14 protein-coding genes are annotated in these 16812 nt (G+C 74.3%); 10 read left to right on the top strand and 4 right to left on the bottom strand.

Annotated elements, in window-relative coordinates; all coding sequences use genetic code 11:
* Window positions 1-57: 57 nt before the first annotated feature.
* Both ACFXAM_RS23915 and ACFXAM_RS23910 read right to left on the bottom strand, forming a co-directional pair.
* Window positions 58-1482, bottom strand: coding sequence for a dihydrolipoamide acetyltransferase family protein (locus ACFXAM_RS23915; RefSeq protein ID WP_380294266.1), 1425 nt, complete (start codon window positions 1480-1482; stop codon window positions 58-60).
* A 38-nt stretch (window positions 1483-1520) separates the two neighbouring features.
* Window positions 1521-3704, bottom strand: coding sequence for a thiamine pyrophosphate-dependent enzyme (locus ACFXAM_RS23910; protein WP_380294265.1), 2184 nt, complete (start codon window positions 3702-3704; stop codon window positions 1521-1523).
* Window positions 3705-3840: 136 nt separating this feature from the next.
* On the opposite strand from ACFXAM_RS23910, the gene ACFXAM_RS23905 reads away from it, so the two are divergent.
* The 6 genes from ACFXAM_RS23905 (at window position 3841) to ACFXAM_RS23880 (ending at window position 9642) form a co-directional block, all read left to right on the top strand.
* Window positions 3841-4404 (top strand): VOC family protein, encoded by a 564-nt coding sequence (locus ACFXAM_RS23905; RefSeq protein WP_380294264.1) that lies wholly within the window; start codon window positions 3841-3843, stop codon window positions 4402-4404.
* A 37-nt stretch (window positions 4405-4441) separates the two neighbouring features.
* The gene (locus ACFXAM_RS23900; protein ID WP_380294263.1) at window positions 4442-5137 is read left to right on the top strand and encodes a GntR family transcriptional regulator; all 696 of its coding nucleotides are present in this window, start codon (window positions 4442-4444) and stop codon (window positions 5135-5137) included.
* Window positions 5121-5876 carry an SDR family NAD(P)-dependent oxidoreductase gene (locus ACFXAM_RS23895; protein WP_380294262.1) on the top strand — a complete coding sequence of 252 codons (756 nt, stop codon included), beginning with the start codon at window positions 5121-5123 and terminating at the stop codon, window positions 5874-5876. Before ACFXAM_RS23900 ends, ACFXAM_RS23895 begins: the two co-directional genes overlap by 17 nt.
* A 238-nt stretch (window positions 5877-6114) precedes the next feature.
* Window positions 6115-6783 carry an ABC transporter ATP-binding protein gene (locus ACFXAM_RS23890; protein ID WP_380294261.1) on the top strand — a complete coding sequence of 223 codons (669 nt, stop codon included), beginning with the start codon at window positions 6115-6117 and terminating at the stop codon, window positions 6781-6783.
* Complete coding sequence (locus tag ACFXAM_RS23885; RefSeq protein WP_380294260.1) at window positions 6780-9104, top strand: hypothetical protein; 2325 nt, start codon at window positions 6780-6782, stop codon at window positions 9102-9104. Before ACFXAM_RS23890 ends, ACFXAM_RS23885 begins: the two co-directional genes overlap by 4 nt.
* 103 nt (window positions 9105-9207) lie before the next feature.
* Window positions 9208-9642 (top strand): hypothetical protein, encoded by a 435-nt coding sequence (locus tag ACFXAM_RS23880; RefSeq protein WP_380294259.1) that lies wholly within the window; start codon window positions 9208-9210, stop codon window positions 9640-9642.
* A gap of 57 nt (window positions 9643-9699) precedes the next feature.
* On the opposite strand, the gene ACFXAM_RS23875 is transcribed toward ACFXAM_RS23880, so the two are convergent.
* Window positions 9700-10728, bottom strand: coding sequence for an LLM class flavin-dependent oxidoreductase (locus tag ACFXAM_RS23875; RefSeq protein ID WP_380294258.1), 1029 nt, complete (start codon window positions 10726-10728; stop codon window positions 9700-9702).
* Window positions 10729-10815: 87 nt separating this feature from the next.
* Complete coding sequence (locus tag ACFXAM_RS23870) at window positions 10816-11316, bottom strand: MarR family winged helix-turn-helix transcriptional regulator (protein WP_380294257.1); 501 nt, start codon at window positions 11314-11316, stop codon at window positions 10816-10818.
* A gap of 217 nt (window positions 11317-11533) precedes the next feature.
* Between ACFXAM_RS23870 and ACFXAM_RS23865 the strand changes: the two genes are divergently transcribed.
* The 4 genes from ACFXAM_RS23865 (at window position 11534) to ACFXAM_RS23850 (ending at window position 16660) form a co-directional block, all read left to right on the top strand.
* Complete coding sequence (locus ACFXAM_RS23865) at window positions 11534-12037, top strand: metallophosphoesterase family protein (protein ID WP_380294256.1); 504 nt, start codon at window positions 11534-11536, stop codon at window positions 12035-12037.
* A 298-nt stretch (window positions 12038-12335) separates the two neighbouring features.
* Window positions 12336-13157 (top strand): DUF1206 domain-containing protein, encoded by an 822-nt coding sequence (locus ACFXAM_RS23860; protein WP_380294255.1) that lies wholly within the window; start codon window positions 12336-12338, stop codon window positions 13155-13157.
* A 404-nt stretch (window positions 13158-13561) separates the two neighbouring features.
* Window positions 13562-14770, top strand: coding sequence for a hypothetical protein (locus ACFXAM_RS23855; protein ID WP_380294254.1), 1209 nt, complete (start codon window positions 13562-13564; stop codon window positions 14768-14770).
* A gap of 705 nt (window positions 14771-15475) precedes the next feature.
* A complete protein-coding gene (locus ACFXAM_RS23850) occupies window positions 15476-16660 on the top strand; it encodes a GDSL-type esterase/lipase family protein (RefSeq protein WP_380294253.1) in 1185 nt (394 codons plus the stop codon).
* Window positions 16661-16812: the final 152 nt, after the last annotated feature.

Below are 16812 nucleotides of genomic sequence, written 5' to 3'. Positions count from 1 at the left end.
GCCCGCGAAGGGAGGGGTGGGGCGCGTGCCGCACCGCCCGGGGGAGGGGGGACGGGCTCAGACCACGATCCGCATCGGGTCGGTGAGCGCGCCGGTGAAGGCGGCGAGCCAGCGGGCGGCGACGGCGCCGTCCACCGGCCGGTGGTCCACGGAGAGGACCACCGTCATCGCCTTGGCCGCCGTGAGCGCGCCGTCGCGGACCACGGCCTGGTCCCGGACCGCGCCGACGGCCAGGATCGCGGCCTGCGGCGGGTTGATGATGGCGGCGAACTCCTCGACCCCGTACATCCCGAGGTTGGAGATGGTCAGGGAGCCGCCTTCCAGGTCGCCCTGACGCAGGGTGCCGGCGCGCGCCTGCTGCGCGCGCTCGCGGGTCGCGGTGGCGAGCGCCGACAGCGACATGCGCTCGACGCCGCGCAGCACCGGCGTCAGCAGCCCGCGCTCGGCGGCGACGGCGATGCAGATGTCCACGCTCTCGTAGCGGCGCACGGCGTCGGCGTGCCAGGTGGCGTTCATCTCGGGGACGGCCGTGTGCGCGAGCGCGGCGGCCTTGACCAGGAGGTCGTTGAGGGAGACCTTGACCGGGCTCGCCGCGTTGATCCGCCGGCGGAAGGCGAGCAGTTCGTCCACCTCGCAGGTGGCGCGGAGGTAGAAGTGCGGGGTGTGCTGCTTGCTCTCGGTCAGCCGTGCGGCGATGGCCCGCCGCATCCGGGTGTGCGGGATGTCCTGGTGGCCCGAGCCCGCCGAGCCCGCCGAGCCCGCCGGGGCGGACGGGGCGGACGGGGCGGCCGGGCCCGCCGGGGTGGGCGGGAGCGGGGGCGTGGGGGGCGCGGTGCGCTGCGCCGGTTCCCGGGGCACGGCGCTCGGCTGCGCCCGGTGCCGGGCGGCGACGGCGGCCTCGACGTCGCGGCGCACGATCCGGCCCCCGGGGCCGGTGCCGGCCAGCTCGGCCAGTTCCAGCCCGGCCTCGCGGGCCAGCCGCCGGGCGAGGGGGCTGCTGAACAGCCGCCCGCCGGGCACGGGCGGGACGCCGCCGGCCGCGGGCGCCGCGAGTGCCTCGGGCGCCTCGGCTGCTGCGGGCGCTGCGGGTGCCGTGGCCGGCCCGGCGGGTTCGGCCGGTGCGGGGGAGTGGGGGGCGGGGGAGTCGGGGACCGTCCGGCGTTCGGGGCGGATGACGTCCGCTGCGGTGGCGGGGGCCACGCCCAGTTCGGCGAGCAGCGCGTCGAGGTCCCCGACGGGCTCGTCCGGTGCGCCGAGGACCGCGACGGGGGTGCCCACCTCGATCACGGTGCCGGGCTCGTACAGCGTCCTGAGCAGGACGCCGGGGTGTTCGGCGGGGACGTCGACCTCCGCCTTGTCGGTCTCGATGCAGATCAGCGCGTCGCCGGCCGCGAAGGCGGCGCCCTCGGCCACCGGCCAGGCGGACAGCACCCCCGTCGTGTCGTCGGCGGACACCGCCGGCATGCGGAACAGTTCGGCCATGGGGGACCCTCCTGGGTCACGTGGGGTCGGGGGCGGGGTCAGGGCCGGTTGGCGGTGGTCCGGCGAAGGGCGGCCACGGCCTCCGGGGTCCGCGCGATGGCCGCGCGTTCCAGCACCTTGCTGATGCTGGGGGAGGACTCCCCGGCGGTGAGGCGCTGGACCGGCTGGTCGAGCCAGTCGAAGTAGCGGCGCTGGATCTCGTCGGCCAGCCAGCCGCCGTAGGAGGTGCCGAGGGGGCCCTGTTCGGCGAGGAGCACGTTGTTGGTCTTGCGGATGCTCGCGCCGAGGGTGTCCCAGTCCAGGCTGGCCCGGTCCAGCCAGCGCAGGTCGATCACCTCGGCGTCCAGCCCGAGTTGTTCGACGGCCTCCAGGACGTGGCCGGTCATCGCGAGGTAGGAGACGACGGTGAGGGCCGAGCCGGTGCGGCGCACCGCGGCCCTGCCCACCGGCAGGCAGTAGTCGAGGTCGTCCACCGGGCCGGTGCCGGTGGAGTTGTACAGGTCCACGTGCTCCAGCACCACCACCGGGTCCTTGCAGGTCAGCGCGGAGTTCATCAGGCCGACGTAGTCGAAGGGGGTGGAGGGGGCGACGATCCGCCAGCCGGGCGCCGTGGCGAAGACGCCGGCGGGGTCCATGGAGTGCTGGGAGCCGTAGCCGGTGCCCATGGCGACCTTGCTGCGCAGGACGAGCGGCACGTCGCCGTCGCCGCCGAACATGTGCCGGGCCTTGCCGATCTGGTTGAAGATCTGGTCGGCCGCGACCCACATGAAGTCCGCGTACATGAACTCGACCACGGGTGTGTAGCGGCCGTCCAGGGCGATGCCGCAGCCGAGTCCGGCGAAGGCGTTCTCGCTGATGGGGGTGCCCAGGCAGCGGTCGGGGTGGGCTTCGGCCAGGCCCTTGGTGGCGCCGTTGGTGCCGCCCTTGAGGCGGTGGACGTCCTCGCCCATGACGACGATCGACTCGTCCTCGGCCATGCGGCGGCGCATCACCTCGGAGACGACGTCGATGAACCGGCGCTCGGCGGTGGCGCCGGTGAAGGTGTCCAGGTCGGCCTGGCGCACGGTGTCGAACTCCGAGAGGTCGCCGCGTACGCCCACGTCGCGGAAGGACGGGTCGGGCCATTCGGCGGGCTTGATGCGGCGCTTTCCGGGCTTGCCGTCGGGGTCGGGTTCCAGCAGTTCGTCGCCGATGGAGGCGAGCAGTTCCCGGGCCCGTGCCGTGCACTCCTCGACGGCCGCGGCGTCCAGGACGGCGCGTTCGGTCAGCTGCCGGGCGAGGAGGTCCAGCGGGTCGCGGGCGCGCCACTGCTGTTCCTCGTCCTTGGTGCGGTAGCCGAACGCGCTGCCGGGGAACGGGCCGTTCTGGTGGTAGTAGCGGTAGACCTCGGCCTCCACGATGGTGGGGCCGCCTCCGGCGCGCATGTGGGCGACGGCTTCGCGCATGGCGAGGTGGGTGGCGAGCGGGTCCATGCCGTCCACCTGCCAGGACGGGATGTTGAAGCCCAGGCCGCGTGCGGACAGCCGGGGTTCGGCGGTGACCTCCTCCACGTGGGTGGAGACGGCGTAGCGGTTGTTCTCGATGAAGAAGCAGAGCGGCAGTTTCCAGGCGGCGGCGAGGTTCATGGTCTCCAGGACGGAGCCGATGTTCACCGCGCCGTCGCCGAAGTAGGCGACCGACACGGCGTCGGTGCCGGCCTGGCGGGCCGACCAGGCGAATCCGGCGGACTGCGGGACGCCGCCGCCGACGATGGCGTTGGTGCCCATCGCCCCGGCCTCGCGCCACTGCAGGTGCATGGATCCGCCCCGGCCCCGGCAGAAGCCGCGGGCCAGGCCGCAGATCTCGGCGAGGCTGCGGGTGAGGACGGTGCGCACGTCCTCGCTCACCGGCAGGCGCGGGTCGATGCCGTGCGGGGCGACGTGGCCCAGCGCCTTGGCGAGGAACTGGTGGTGGCCGCGGTGCGAGCCGCCGACGAAGTCCGCGCTGGTCAGCGCGTGCACGGAGCCGACCGCGCCGCCCTCCTGGCCGATGCTGGAGTGGGCCGGGCCGTGGACCAGCCCCTGGGAGGCGAGGTCGAGGACGTACTCCTCGAAGGTCCTGATCAGCAGGGTCTGGGCGAACATCGAGGTCAGCAGCGCGGGATCGGCGTCCTGCCAGTCCCTGCGGGTCGCCGTCAGCTGCGTCCAGGGCGATGCCGCGGCCAGTTTCCGGTGTGTAGGCATATGAGCTCCCTAGGTGTTTCGACCAGCACTGTCGCAGCGAATGGATCCATAGCCAACCCCCGTTATCGGAGTGTGATGTTCCAGCGGCGGCGAATCCCCTTGACTACGGCACTGTGTGCGGACCAGGGTGATATCCATGCCAGGTCAATGGATCCATTCACCGGGGGGCGAGGAAGCCCCACCCCAGGGACTGCCGGGGCTCACCGGGGTCGAGCACATCGGCTTCACCGTCCCCGACCTCGACGAGGCGACCCGCTTCTTCGTCGAGGTGATCGGCTGCCGGCACCTCTACACGCTCGGGCCCTTCCACCACGAGGGCACCTGGATGACCGAGCACCTGAACGTGCACCCGCGCGCCGTCATGCGCGAACTGCGCTTCCTGCGCTGCCCCGGCGGACCCGACTTCGAGATCTTCGCGTACGAGGCCCCCGACCGGCGCACGGACCAGCCCCGCAACAGCGACATCGGCGGCCACCACCTGGCGTTCTACGTCACCGACCTCGACGCCGCCGTCGAGCACCTGCGCCGCCACGGGGTACGGATCCTCGGCGAGCCGACCGCGAGCAGCGGCCCCAGCCAGGGCCAGCGCTGGGTCTACTTCCTCACCCCCTGGGGGATGCAGCTGGAACTGGTCTCCTACCCGCACGGCAAGAGGTGCGCCCACGGCACGCCCACGCCGTTGTGGCAGCCTTCCGACTGAACACCGCCCGCGCACCGGAAAGCGAGCCGTACCCGCCGTGCCCCAGAAACCGACCACCGGCCCGAACGCCTCCGCCGTCGCCAGCCAGCGGGTCGCCGACCACCTGCGCCGCGCCATCCTGAACGGCGAACTGCCGCCCGGCGCCCGGATCATGCAGGAACAGGTCGCCGAACGGCTCGGCGCCAGCCGCCTGCCGGTCCGCGAGGCCCTGAGGATCCTCGCCGCCGAGGGACTGACCGTCGTCAAGTCCAACAGCGGCGCCTGGGTCTCCAAGATGGACATGCGCGAGTGCGAGGGCGTCTACAAGATCAGGGAACGCCTCGAACCGCTCGCGCTCAGCGAGAGCATCCCGCACCTGAGCGCCGCCCAGATCGCCGAACTCGCCGACCTCGCGGGCCGGATCGAGGCCACCACCGACGTCGACCGCTTCCTCGTCCTGGACCGCCGCCTGCACCTGCTCACCTACGCCGGCTGCCCGGCCGGCCAGCTCACCGAGATGGTGGACCGCTTCTGGAACACCACCCAGCACTACCGCCGCGCGTTCGCCCGCATCACCGACGCCACCGGCTGGGAACTGATCCACGCCGAACACCGCCTGATCATCGAGGCGATCCGGCGCGGCGACCCCGAGGACGCCGAACGCTTCCTCACCGGACACATCCGCCGCACGCGGCTCCAGCTGGTCCAGCACCCCGAACTCTTTCGCGAGGACGAGAATGACACCGCCGAGTGACCCCACCCCCTTCCACGGCAGGACCCTGCTGCTCTCCGGCGCGGGCGGCGCCATCGCCCGCGAGGTCGCCCGCCAGTTCCACGCGGCCGGCGCCCACCTGGCGCTGGGCGACCTCGACCCGGCGGCCCTGGAGGAGTTCGCCGCCTCCCTGGGGCCCGGCGCCGGCCGGGTGCTGACCCGGCACCTGGACGCGGCCTCGGCGCAGAGCAACACCGCCTTCGTCGCCGCCGCCGTCGAGGAGTTCGGCTCGGTCGACTTCCTGGTGCCCGCCGCCGGGATCTACCCCGAACAGGCCGTCGCCGACATGACCGACGAGCAGTGGAGGACCGTCGTGTCCGTCAACCTCGACGGCGTCTTCTTCCTCACCCGCGCCGTCCTGCCGCACCTCAACAAGAACGGCGCCATCGTCAACCTCGCCTCCATGGCGGGCCACCGCGGCAGCATCCGCCACGCCCACTACGCCGCGACCAAGGGCGCCCTGCTCGCCTTCTCCCGCAGCCTCGCCTGGGAACTGGGCGGCCACGCCCGCGTCAACACCGTCTCCCCGGGCATCATCGAGACCCCCATGACCCGCGACTACGTCGCCACCCGCGGCCACGACGCCCTCGCCGCCACCCCCATGGGCCGCCTCGGCCGCCCCGAGGAGGTCGCCTCCGTCATCACCTTCCTGTGCTCCCCCGCGGCGAGCTTCGTCCACGGCGAGACCATCCAGGTCAACGGCGGCCTCCACATGATCTGACCCGCCCCCCCCGCACCCACCGCAGGCCCGGAGCACCGCGCTCCGGGCCTGCGGCACGCACACGGGACCGACCGGAGGCGCGCACGGGGCGCCGGGAGCATCCGGGACGTCGACCACAACGACAGTGACTACTGTTACGTCCACTACTCGTTCAACTCGGACCACTCGGCCCGCAGCAAGGTGGGTCGCCACCACCACCTGATCCGTCGGTTCACCGGCCGCCGCGAGGAGTGAACGCGTGCCACCAGTCCTGCAAGCCCGGGCCCTGCACCTGAGTTACGGCCCGGCCCCCGCGGTGGCAGGAGTCGATCTGAGCATCGGCCCCGGAGAGGTGGTGGGAGTGGTGGGCGCCTCCGGCTCGGGGAAGACCACCCTGCTCCACTGCCTCTCCGGACTCCTCCTCGCCGACAGCGGCAGCGTCCTCTTCCGTGACCGGCCGGTCGAGAACATGACGGCCCGCCAGCGCGACGAACTGCGCCGCTCCCACTTCGGCTTCGTCTTCCAGTTCGGAGACCTGGTGCCGGAGCTGACGCTGCTGGAGAACGTCTCGCTGCCGGTGCGCCTGCAAGGCGTGCGGGCCGGCGAGGCACGCAGGCGGGCGGCGCAGCAGCTGGACGCGCTCGGGATCGGCCGGTTGGGGCGCCGGACCGTGGGGGAGGTGTCCGGAGGCGAGTTGCAGCGCGCGGCGATCGCGCGTGCGCTGGTGCACCGCCCGGACGTGGTCTTCGCCGACGAGCCGACGGGCGCCCTGGACGACCACAACTCCGAGGTGGTGTTCGGCCTGCTCCTGGAACAGGCCAGAGAGCACGGGGCGGCGGTGGTGCTGGTCACCCACGACCGCCTCCTTGCGGCCCGCACCGACCGGACCGTGGTCCTGGCCGGCGGACGGGTGGTGGAAGCCGCGTGAGCGCGTCCTGGGCGACGGCCGTGGCGGTCGCGTGGCGCACGGTGCTGTCCCGTGGGGCGCGGCGCCGGGTCGCGCTGCTCACCCTGGTCGGTGCGGTGGCCGCACTGGGGGTGCTGGCCACGTTCGGCGCGGCGGCGATGCAGGGACGCGAGAGCGCCCGCTCCGGCGCGATGGTGCCGGTGTTCGGTCCGCCGCCCGGCTTCGGCGGCGAGCCGGTGTTCAGCAGGCAGGGGGTGGCCGAGACCGGGTGGACGGAAGTGGAGCACCACCACGACGGCCGCCGCATCAAGATCGTCCGGGTCGCCGACCCGGACGGCCGCGGGCCGTTCCCGCCGGGGATCTCCGCCTGGCCGCGTCCGGGACAGGCCCTGGTCAGCCCCGCGCTGGACGAACTGATCCACAGCACCGGCTCCCCGCTCGCCGAGTGGTTCGCCACGGTGGACACCGACGTCCTTCCCCGAACCGCCGTCGCCGGCGCGGGCCAACTGCTCGCCTACGTCGGCGTGCCACCGGAGGAACTGGGAACCCAGCAGGGCCCGTTGACGGGCTTCGGCGACAGGGGAGGACCAGGGTTCGGCTGGTACCCGGCGCTGGGGTGCATGCTGTTCCTGGTCATGCCCGCGCTCGCCCTCGTCCTGACCGCGAGCCGCTTCGGCCGCCAGGTCCGCACCACCCGCTACCAGGCCCTGCGCCTGCTCGGCCTGCCCGCCGCCCACGCCCGGCTGGCCGGCGCGCTGGAGAGCGCCGCACCGGTCGCCGCCGGCGCACTGCTGGCCGCGCTCGCCTGGCCCCTCCTGCTGCCGGACACCTTCGCCCTCCCGGTCACCGGCCGCCGCCTGTTCGGCGCCGACCTGCACGTGCCGACCGGACGGTCGGCACTCGCCGTCCTCGGGGTCACCGCTCTCGCCGCGATTCTGGGCGCGGCCACCGCGGCCGGCTCCGACCGCGCCTCACGCAGTGTGCGCTTCCTCAAACCGGTCCGGCTCACCAGCCCCTGGGTGGCGCTGCTGTTCGGCGCCGGACTGCTGCTCCTCGCGGCGGCCTACGCCCGGCACAAGGCCCGCGACCCGCTGTTGTGGACCGCCATCGTGCTGCTGGGCACCGGCCTGCCCAGCGCAGCCGCCTGGGCGGGCCAGTGGCTGGCCCGGCTCCTGGGCCGCATCGAGGCCGGCGTCATCTGGCTGCTGGCGATGCGACGGCTGGCGGCGGACCCGCAGACCCGCTTCCGCGTGGCCGGAATGGTCGGCATCGCCGTCTTCGCCGTCGGCGCCGCCCAACCGGTCTCCCAGGTCATGGCCCAGCCCAACCTGCCCTGGGCCGCAGCCGCCCGGGCCGCCGGCCACACCGACCTCCTCGCCAGGGCCGAGACCCTGGAAGCCGTGCCCCTGCGGCTCGGCGAGCCACCGGACGCCGTCCGCGGCCCCGTCCCCGCCGTCGCCCTGTGGTCCCCCGGACAGGACCCCGCCACCCGCCCCGCCCACACCGCGCTCGTCGCCACCTGCCCCCAGCTGGAAACCCTCCTGGCCGGGCCCCTCCCCGACTGCACCGGCGGCCGGATGATGCTGCGCACCGCTGACTCACCGCACGTGGGCGGAGCGCCGGATGTGGGGGGCGAGCTGATCCTGCGCTCCGCCGACCGGACACGGCAGGCGAGCATTCCGCCCGTTGCCACGACCCTGGAACTGCCGTCCGGCTCGGACGCCCCGGTCGAGGCCCTCATGGTGCTGCCGCCCGACGACGGCGCCCTCGCCGCGCTGGGCACCCCGTTCCTGATCTCCACCTACATGCGCATCCCCGTGGACGCCGCCGCCTGGGAGAGCGCCGGAACCTGGGTCGTCTCCTCCTCACCCGCCTACCGGCTGGTCAACTCCTACCAGCTGTCCGAGGTCCTCGACGGCACCGGCAGCTGGGTCCTGCTCGGGCTGACCGTCGCCGCCGCCATCACCGTCCTCGGCGCCGTCCTGACCCTCGCCGAGGACGCCGGACACCGCCGGGAATGGTTCGCCCTGCGCGCCCTCGGCATCGCCCGCCGCCGCCTGACCGCCGTCCAGCTCACCGAGGCCCTGGTCACCTCCACCGTCACGACGGCCCTGGCCACCCTCGCCTCCACCACCGTCGGCCTCACCTACCTGCGCATCAACGAGGACCACCTCGACAGCAACCTCCCCTACATCCTCGCCGCCGCAGGCGGCGTCAGCGCCGTCCTCGTCACCGCCGCAGCCGGCAGCGGCCTCACCCTGCGCACAGCCCGGCGCCGACGCCACCGCACCGCCGCACCTCCGGCCGCTGCCGAACCACCCCCGACCACCCCCACCGGCTAGCCGTGCCCGGCGGATCGCCGCCGGCGCCATCCGGCCGGCCCCGTGGAGGGCCGGGCCGAAATCCCCTGGTGCCCCGACCGGGACCTCTGCGATTCTCGGGCGCGTGCCAGCTCGAAACCGCCGTCTGCCGCGGCACCTGTCGTGGCCGCTCACCTCGACGGACATCTGCTCCGCCCTCGGCGAGAGGCCCTCCAGCACCCTCCGGATCGGCTTCTCCGACCACCACCGGACGGACGGAACCCTCCTCAGGGCCAGGTGGGTGCCACCGGCCGGCTCGAACTACGGCACCGGCCTGCCTCCCGACTGGTGGTCGAGCGTGTGGATCACCATCGGCCCCGTCGCGAGCAGCGAGCGGGCCACCGCCCGCCAGGTGCTGCGCGAACAGGCGCTCCCCGAGCTCCGGACCTGGGTGGAAAAGGCCCGGCACGGCTCCCCGGCATGGGCGCTGAGCAGACGCACCGTCGCCTGGCGCTACGTCGACCGGTCCCTGCATCTCAGCCACGACCAACAGCCGTACCGGCCGGTCGAACGCCCCTGAAAAAGCCGCCCGACCTCGATCGGACGGGTCAGGCCGTTCCGGCCGGCCCCTGCGCCGCTACGCCTCGTCCAGCGGGCGGCTGGGCAGTTCGCGGCGGAGCACCGGGGCGATCTCCGCGAAGAACAGCTCCAGCGTGCCGAGATAGTCGGCGCGGTCCAGGACCTCGCCGTCCACGTGCAGGTGGAGCAGCTCGTGGCCGAAGTGCGCGTGCTGGCCCAGCACCTTCTCGACGATCTGCTGGGGGCTGCCGACCAGCACCGGGCCGTGCTCGATCCACTCCTCGACGGTGTCGAAACGGATCGAGGCACCGTCGAAGGCCCGGTTGACCTTCAGCCGGGCCTCGAAGACCGGGCGGTAACGCGCCACCGCCTCCTGCGAGGTGCGGGCGCCGAAGTAGCCCGCCGTGCCCGCGCCGACCAGGGCGCGCGCCGGGTCGCGGCCGTACGCCGCCCAGCGTTCCCGGTAGTGGCGCACGATCGCGGCGTACGGGCCGATGGCGCCGGCGCCGTTGGGGGTGAACAGCGGGTCGCCGTGGCGGGCGGCGAAGTCGGCGGAGTCCGGGTTGCTCCCGGCGCCGTGCCAGATGCGGATCTCGGGCCGCAAGGGGCGCGGCAGCGCCTCGGCGTCCTCCAGCGAGCGGCCGAGCCGGCCCTGCCAGGTGACCCGCTCCTGCCGCCACAGCCGGCGGAACAGCAGGTAGTTCTCCTGCAGCAGCTCCCACTGGTTCTCCCGGGTGACGCCGAACAGGCGCGAGGAACGCGGGTAGGCGCCCTTGGCGACGATCAGGTCCAGCCGGCCCCCGGCGAGGTGGTCCACGGTGGCGTAGTCCTCGTAGGCGCGCAGCGGGTCGAGCATGCCGAGGGTGGTGACGGCGGTGAACAGCCGTATCCGCGAGGTGAGGGCGGCGATGTGGGCGAGCAGGACGGGCGGGGAGCTGGAGACGGCGGGGCGGTCGTGCCGCTCGCCGATGCCGTAGGCGTCGAAGCCCAGCTCCTCGGCGAACACGGCGTAGTCGACGAGTTCGCGCAGCTGGTCGTGGTCCGGCTTGGACCGGTCGGGAAGGTGGGGCAGGAGCAGGAAGCGCACGGCGGTCCCCCCGGTACGGCATCGAGTTGACGTGTCAACCCAAGCATGGGCGCGCTGGGTTGACACGTCAACCGGCTTCGGCGGGTTTCAGGGTGCGGGCCGGTCGTCCTTCAGTCGTTGCGTCAAGTCGGCGCAGATGCCGACGAGTTCCCGCCGCTGATCCTCCGTCAGCGGACCGGTCAGCCAGCGGCGGATGTGCGCCGCACGCCGGGGCAGCGCGGCGGCGACGGCGGCCCGGCCCTCCTCCGTGAGGGCCACCACGGCGCCGCGCCCGGCCCCCGGGCAGGGCTCGCGGGTGACCAGGCCGCGCCCGGCCATCCGGGTCAGGTGGTGGTGCAGCCGGCTCTTCTCGAACTGGGTGACCCCGCTCAGCCGGTAGGGCCGCAGCTTCCCGCCGGGGGCGGCCGACAGGGCCTGGAGGATGGCGAGGTCCGGCTCGGACAGGCCGGTCTCCTGCTGCAACTGCTGGGCGAGGCGGCGCCAGAACAGCACCTGGGTCTCGAAGAAGCCGCTCCAGACCTCGTCCTCGTGCTCGTCCAGCCACCCCGCCCGCTCGCCCGGCCCCGCCTGCTCCACCCGCTCCGCCATGCGGCCGATGCTACCGACCGCACGGCACCGCCCGCCGGGACGCCGGACACCGCCGGGAACGGTTCGCCCCACGCGGCCCCGGCCGGGCGGGCGTCGTGACCCGGCGTTGCGCCCACCCCCGGCGATGCGGTCCGGGCAGGATCGGACCCACCACCATCACCCACCACCCGGACCCACCACCCGCCACCCGCCACCCGCCGCCCCGCCGGAGTCCCGGATGCGCCTGCTGATCACCTCGGACACCCATGTCCCCACGCGTGCGCGGCACCTGCCCGCACCGCTGCTCGCGGCCGTGGACGAGGCCGACGTGGTGTTCCACGCCGGCGACTGGGTCGACACCGCCACCCTCGACCTGCTGCTGGCGCGGTCCGCGCGCCTGGTCGCCGTCCACGGCAACAACGACGGGCCCGCACTGCGCGAGCGCCTGCCCGGGACCGCCCGCGTCGAACTCCGGGGCCTGCGCTTCGCCGTGGTGCACGAGAGCGGCCCGGCCCACGGGCGCGAGCAGCGGTGCGAGGCGCGGTTCCCCGACACCGACGTCCTGGTCTTCGGCCACAGCCACATCCCCTGGGACACCACCACCCCGGGCGGCCTGCGGCTGCTCAACCCCGGCTCGCCCACGGACCGCCGCCGTCAGCCGTTCGCGACCTTCCTCACGGCCCGCGCCGACGACGGCCGGCTCCTCGACGTCCGGCTCCACCGCCTGCCGCCCCGCTCCTGACCGGGGCCCACGGACGCACGATCCCACCACCCCTCGCTCACCGCCCCATGCTCACCGCCCCCCCCGGGACCGCCACGCGCGACGGTCCCGGACGAACCCGATGGCCCCAGGACGACCATGACGTCCCGTCCGCGCCACGAGGACGGACGACCGGCACGGCCCCGGCCGGCGAGCCGTCCCGGTGCAACGGTGCAACGGTGCAGCGGCGCAGCGGCGCAACGCCGCCCACGTGTACCCGCCGCGGAGGCGGGCACACGGGCCGCCGGGCGCAGCACGCGCTCCCCACGGAGGAGGAGTCATGGTGTCCACCGCACAGCACGCCCGGCGCCGGCACCCGGCCTGGAACGAGCGGTTCCCGCGCTCGGCGGGCCGGGCCGGTTTCACCGCCCGCGGCGTCGTCTACGTCCTGGTCGGCTACCTCGCCCTGCGGATCGCCCTGGGCCGGGGCGGCTCCGAGGAGGCCGACCGCCAGGGCGCGCTCCAGCGGATCGCGGACCAGCCCTTCGGCCGGGCACTGCTGTGGCTGCTCGCCGCAGGCTTCGCCTGCATGGCGCTGTGGCGCGCGGTGAGCGCCGCGGCCGGCGGCCAGGGGCACGGGAAGCCGGGCAGCAGGCTCCTCGACGCCGGGCGCGCGGCGTTCTACGCCTCGGTCTGCTGGAGCACCGCCGTCTTCGCGGCGGGCGTCGGCGCCGCCTCCGACAGCGACCGCACGTCCAAGGACTGGACGGCCACCGCACTCGGCCTGCCCGGCGGCCGCGTCCTGGTCGGCGCGGCCGGCGCGGTCCTGGTCGGGGTCGGCACCGGGATCGCCGTCCGTGCGTTCCTGCGCACGTTCCTGCGCAAGCTGGACACCGGCGCGATGGGCCCGCGGACCCGGGCCGCCGTCACGGCCGGCGGGATCGTCGGCAACACGGCGCGCGGCGCGGTGTTCGCCGCAGTGGGGGTCTTCGTCATCACCGCGGCCGTGCGGTTCGACCCGGACCGCGCCAAGGGCATCGACGACACCCTGCGCTCCTTCGCCGCCACGCCCGCCGGCCCGGGACTGCTCACGGCCACGGCGGTGGGCCTGCTGCTGTTCGGCGCCTTCTCGTTCGCCTCCGCCCGCTGGCGGCGTTTCTGACCCCCGCCACCGTGCCCGACGCCACCACCACCGGAGCCGACCGCCTCCCGGCCACGACAGCCTCCCGGCATCGACAGCCGCCCGGCATCGACGTGACACCGCTCCTCACGAGCAACCCCCCGCCGGCCACCGTGCCGTCTTCGGCAACCTCGGCGGGGCCGTGCCCCGAACCGCCGGCCGCAACCCTCCACCACAGCCCCACCCGCACCAGGGGTGGCGTCCGGCGAGGGGTGCGCACGGCTGCCCGGCGGCCCCGACGACCGAGGCGTCCCCGAGGTTGTACGTCATCGGGCTGATTGTCGGCCCCAGGCCCGCTGCGGTTGTATCGCGGCATGCGCCGGCAGGGGGGTCGGGCCGGGGCCACCGATGCTCAGGAGGGGACAATGCGAAGGCTTTTACCCGCGATGACGCGCGTGCTGGGGGCCGGCCTGCTGGCGGCGCTGCTGCCGATGGGGACGGCGGCCGCCGATCCCGCGGCCGGCGGCACCGGGACGGTGTGGGTCAGCAGGGCCACCGACGGGACGCAGGCCAACGGGGGGTCGGGCAACGCGGTGATCAGCCGCAACGGCAGGTACGTCGCGTTCACCTCGTGGGCGACGAACCTCGTGCCCTTCGACTCACCGCTCCCCGGCAACCAGCCCCGGGGATACCTGCGCGACCTGCAGGAAGGCACCGTGGAGAGGGTGAGGATCGGAGCCGTCCCCGGGGTCGTGCAGGACTTCAGCGCCGCGGGCGACCGGGTCGTGATCCGGTCGAACGACAACGGCATGTACGTGCGCGACCTGCCGACCGGCGTCACCCGGCGGGTGGACGTGGACCTCGGCGACTACACCGGCGGCTACACACTCACCGCCCGGATCAGCGGCTCCGGCCGCTACGTCGTGTTCTCGGCGGGCGCCCCCTCGGGACCGGGGGCGGACCAGGGCATCCGGGTGTACGTGCGCGACCTGCTGGACGGCACGACGCAATGGGTGAGCCGGCCCAACACCGGAACCGAGTTCTACGACGCGGCCGGACCCGTCGTCAGCGACGACGGGCAGCGCATCGCGTACACCTACATCAGGCGCGGCTCCCCCTCCACCGGCCATGTCCACCTCCTCGACCGGAACACCGGCGAGCGCCAGATCGTGGACGTCGCGCACGACGGGTCGACCCCGGAGCGGACGCTGAGCGGCCGGCTGTCCCTCAGCGCGGACGGCGGGCTGGTGCTCTTCAACCGCACCGACAGCAGCCCGGTGACGGCGAACGACCAGAAGTCGACCACGTTCATCCGCGAGGTGGCGACCGGTACCACCCGCCCGACCCCGTTCACCAACATCACCAGCTGCGCCTCGCTCAGCGCCGACGGCCGGACCGTGCTCCTCATGCCGGACAGCCCGGAGGGGCGGCCGCCGCACCTGGTGCCGCCGATCTTCATGTGGAAGCGGGAGACCGACCAGGTGCAGATCGTGAGCGTCTGGTCGGACGGCAGCCCGGTCGGCGCGATTCCCGGGCCGGTGGCGATGACCGGTGACGGCGCCGCCTTCGCCTTCGAATCGGGGATGCCCATCGTCCCCGGCAAGAGCTACGGCGTTTCGGACGTCTTCGTGCGGACCCTTCCGGCCGGGACCTGAGACACCCGCGGGCGCCGACTGCGGGGCCGCTCCCCACCGGGGCAGCCGTTCCGCCCGCAACGGCTGGCCGACCATGACCGGCCCGCGGCGCGGCGCCCGCGGTAGCGCTCCGGCGTGGTGCACGACGGCCGCCGTACGCGGGAACGCCCCCGACGGACAGGACGTCCTCACCCGCCGCCTTCGGCCCGTCCCACCCGGACCGGACCACCGCCTGCGTCACCGGCTCACCGGGCCGCTCACCCCCGGCGCCGTGCTGGTCCGCCCCGCCCTCCACGACGGCCGTCCTCCGCGGTTGCGCGTCCTGCCCGCGGTGGTCCGCCTCGTCGTGCTGTCCGTCGGCCCGGCCATCCGCGCAGGGGGATCGGGGGGCAACATCGGGGACGACCCCGCCCCGCGCCGGACCCCGACCGCGCGCCGGACCTCCTCCACCGCGCCCGCGCGTTCGGGCTCGGCGACCACCTGGCGGACCGTCGGCCCATGGGCGTCGAAGTGCGCGGCCGGCCCCCGGCGCGCGATCCGTGAAGTTCCCCGCTCGTTCATCCGGCGGCCGCTCGACGGGGGATAGCATCGCCGACATCTAGACATCTAGACGTCCTGTTGGGAGTCCCCGCGGGACCTGCACACCCACCGGTGAGGGCCCCGCCACCGGCACCCCCGGCGCATGAACCGCCCCCTCACGACAACCCCGACGGACAGGCCGACACCATGGACCACCAGCACGATCCGCGCACCTGGATCACCACGCCCATCACCGCCGACCTGCTGCGCGGGGCCCTCGCCCCGGAGCGGACCGGGCGCGGCCTGCTGCCCCACCGGCTGCCCGCCTGGGCCCGCGCCCAGTGCACGGACCCGCAACTGGCCAGGGCACAGTCCCAGCCCGCAGGCGTCCGCCTGGCCTTCCGCACCCGCGCCACCGCCCTCGAACTGGACACCATCCCCACCAAGACCCTCTACACGGGCTTGCCCGCACGGCCCGAGGGCCTCTACGACCTGCTCGTCGACGGCCGCCTCACCGGCCGGGCGAGCGTGGCCGGCGGCGACACGCTGACCATCGACATCGCCACCAGGACCGCCGAGCACCGCCCCGGCCTCGCCGGCACCCTGCGCTTCGACGGCCTGCCCGACCGGATCAAGGACATCGAGATCTGGCTGCCCTACAACGAGACCACCGAACTCCTCGCCCTGCGGACCGACGCCCCCGTCGAGCCCGCACCGGACCGGGGCCGCAGGGTCTGGCTGCACCACGGCAGTTCCATCAGCCACGGCTCCGACGCCGCGAGCCCCACCACCACCTGGGCCGCCCTCGCCGCCGCCGCCGGAGACGTCGAGCTGATCAACCTGGGCCTGGGCGGCAACGCCCTGCTCGACCCCTTCACCGCCCGCACCCTCCGGGACACCCCCGCCGACCTGATCAGCATCAAGATCGGCATCAACGTGGTCAACCAGGACCTGATGCGCCTGCGCGCCTTCACCCCTGCCGTCCACGGCTTCCTCGACACCATTCGCGAGGGACATCCCGACACCCCGCTGCTGGTCGTCTCGCCCATCCTGTGCCCCGCGGTCGAGGACACACCCGGCCCCTGCACCCTCGACCTCGCTGCCCTCGCCGCCGGACAGGTCCGCTTCCTCGCGACGGGAGACCCCGCCGAGCGCGCGAGCGGCAAGCTGACCCTGGGCGTCATCCGCGACGAACTGGCCCGCATCGTCGAACAGCGCGCCGCCGACGACCCGAACCTCCACCACCTCGACGGCCGCAACCTCTACGGCGAGGCCGACGCCACCACCCTCCCCCTGCCCGACCAGCTCCACCCGGACGCCGCCACCCACCACCACATCGCCCAGCGCTTCGCCGCCCACGCCTTCACCGCCCCGGGCCCCTTCGCCCCGTAGCCGAGCGAACAGCCGGCGCGCCCGTGAAAGGTTCTCCGACCGCAGGGCCGCGTACCCCCCCCCCGGCCACCCGACAGGCCCGGCCCACCGGGCGGCTCCCCCCTGCGATGCCCCTCGCGAGCGGTGCACGGCGTCGCCGGGGTGGGTAGAAC

Source organism: Kitasatospora sp. NPDC059462, assembly GCF_042749955.1.
Lineage (GTDB): Bacteria > Actinomycetota > Actinomycetes > Streptomycetales > Streptomycetaceae > Kitasatospora.
The sequence above is the reverse complement of the archived record's forward strand: the minus strand, read 5'-3'. Positions and strand labels throughout refer to the sequence as shown.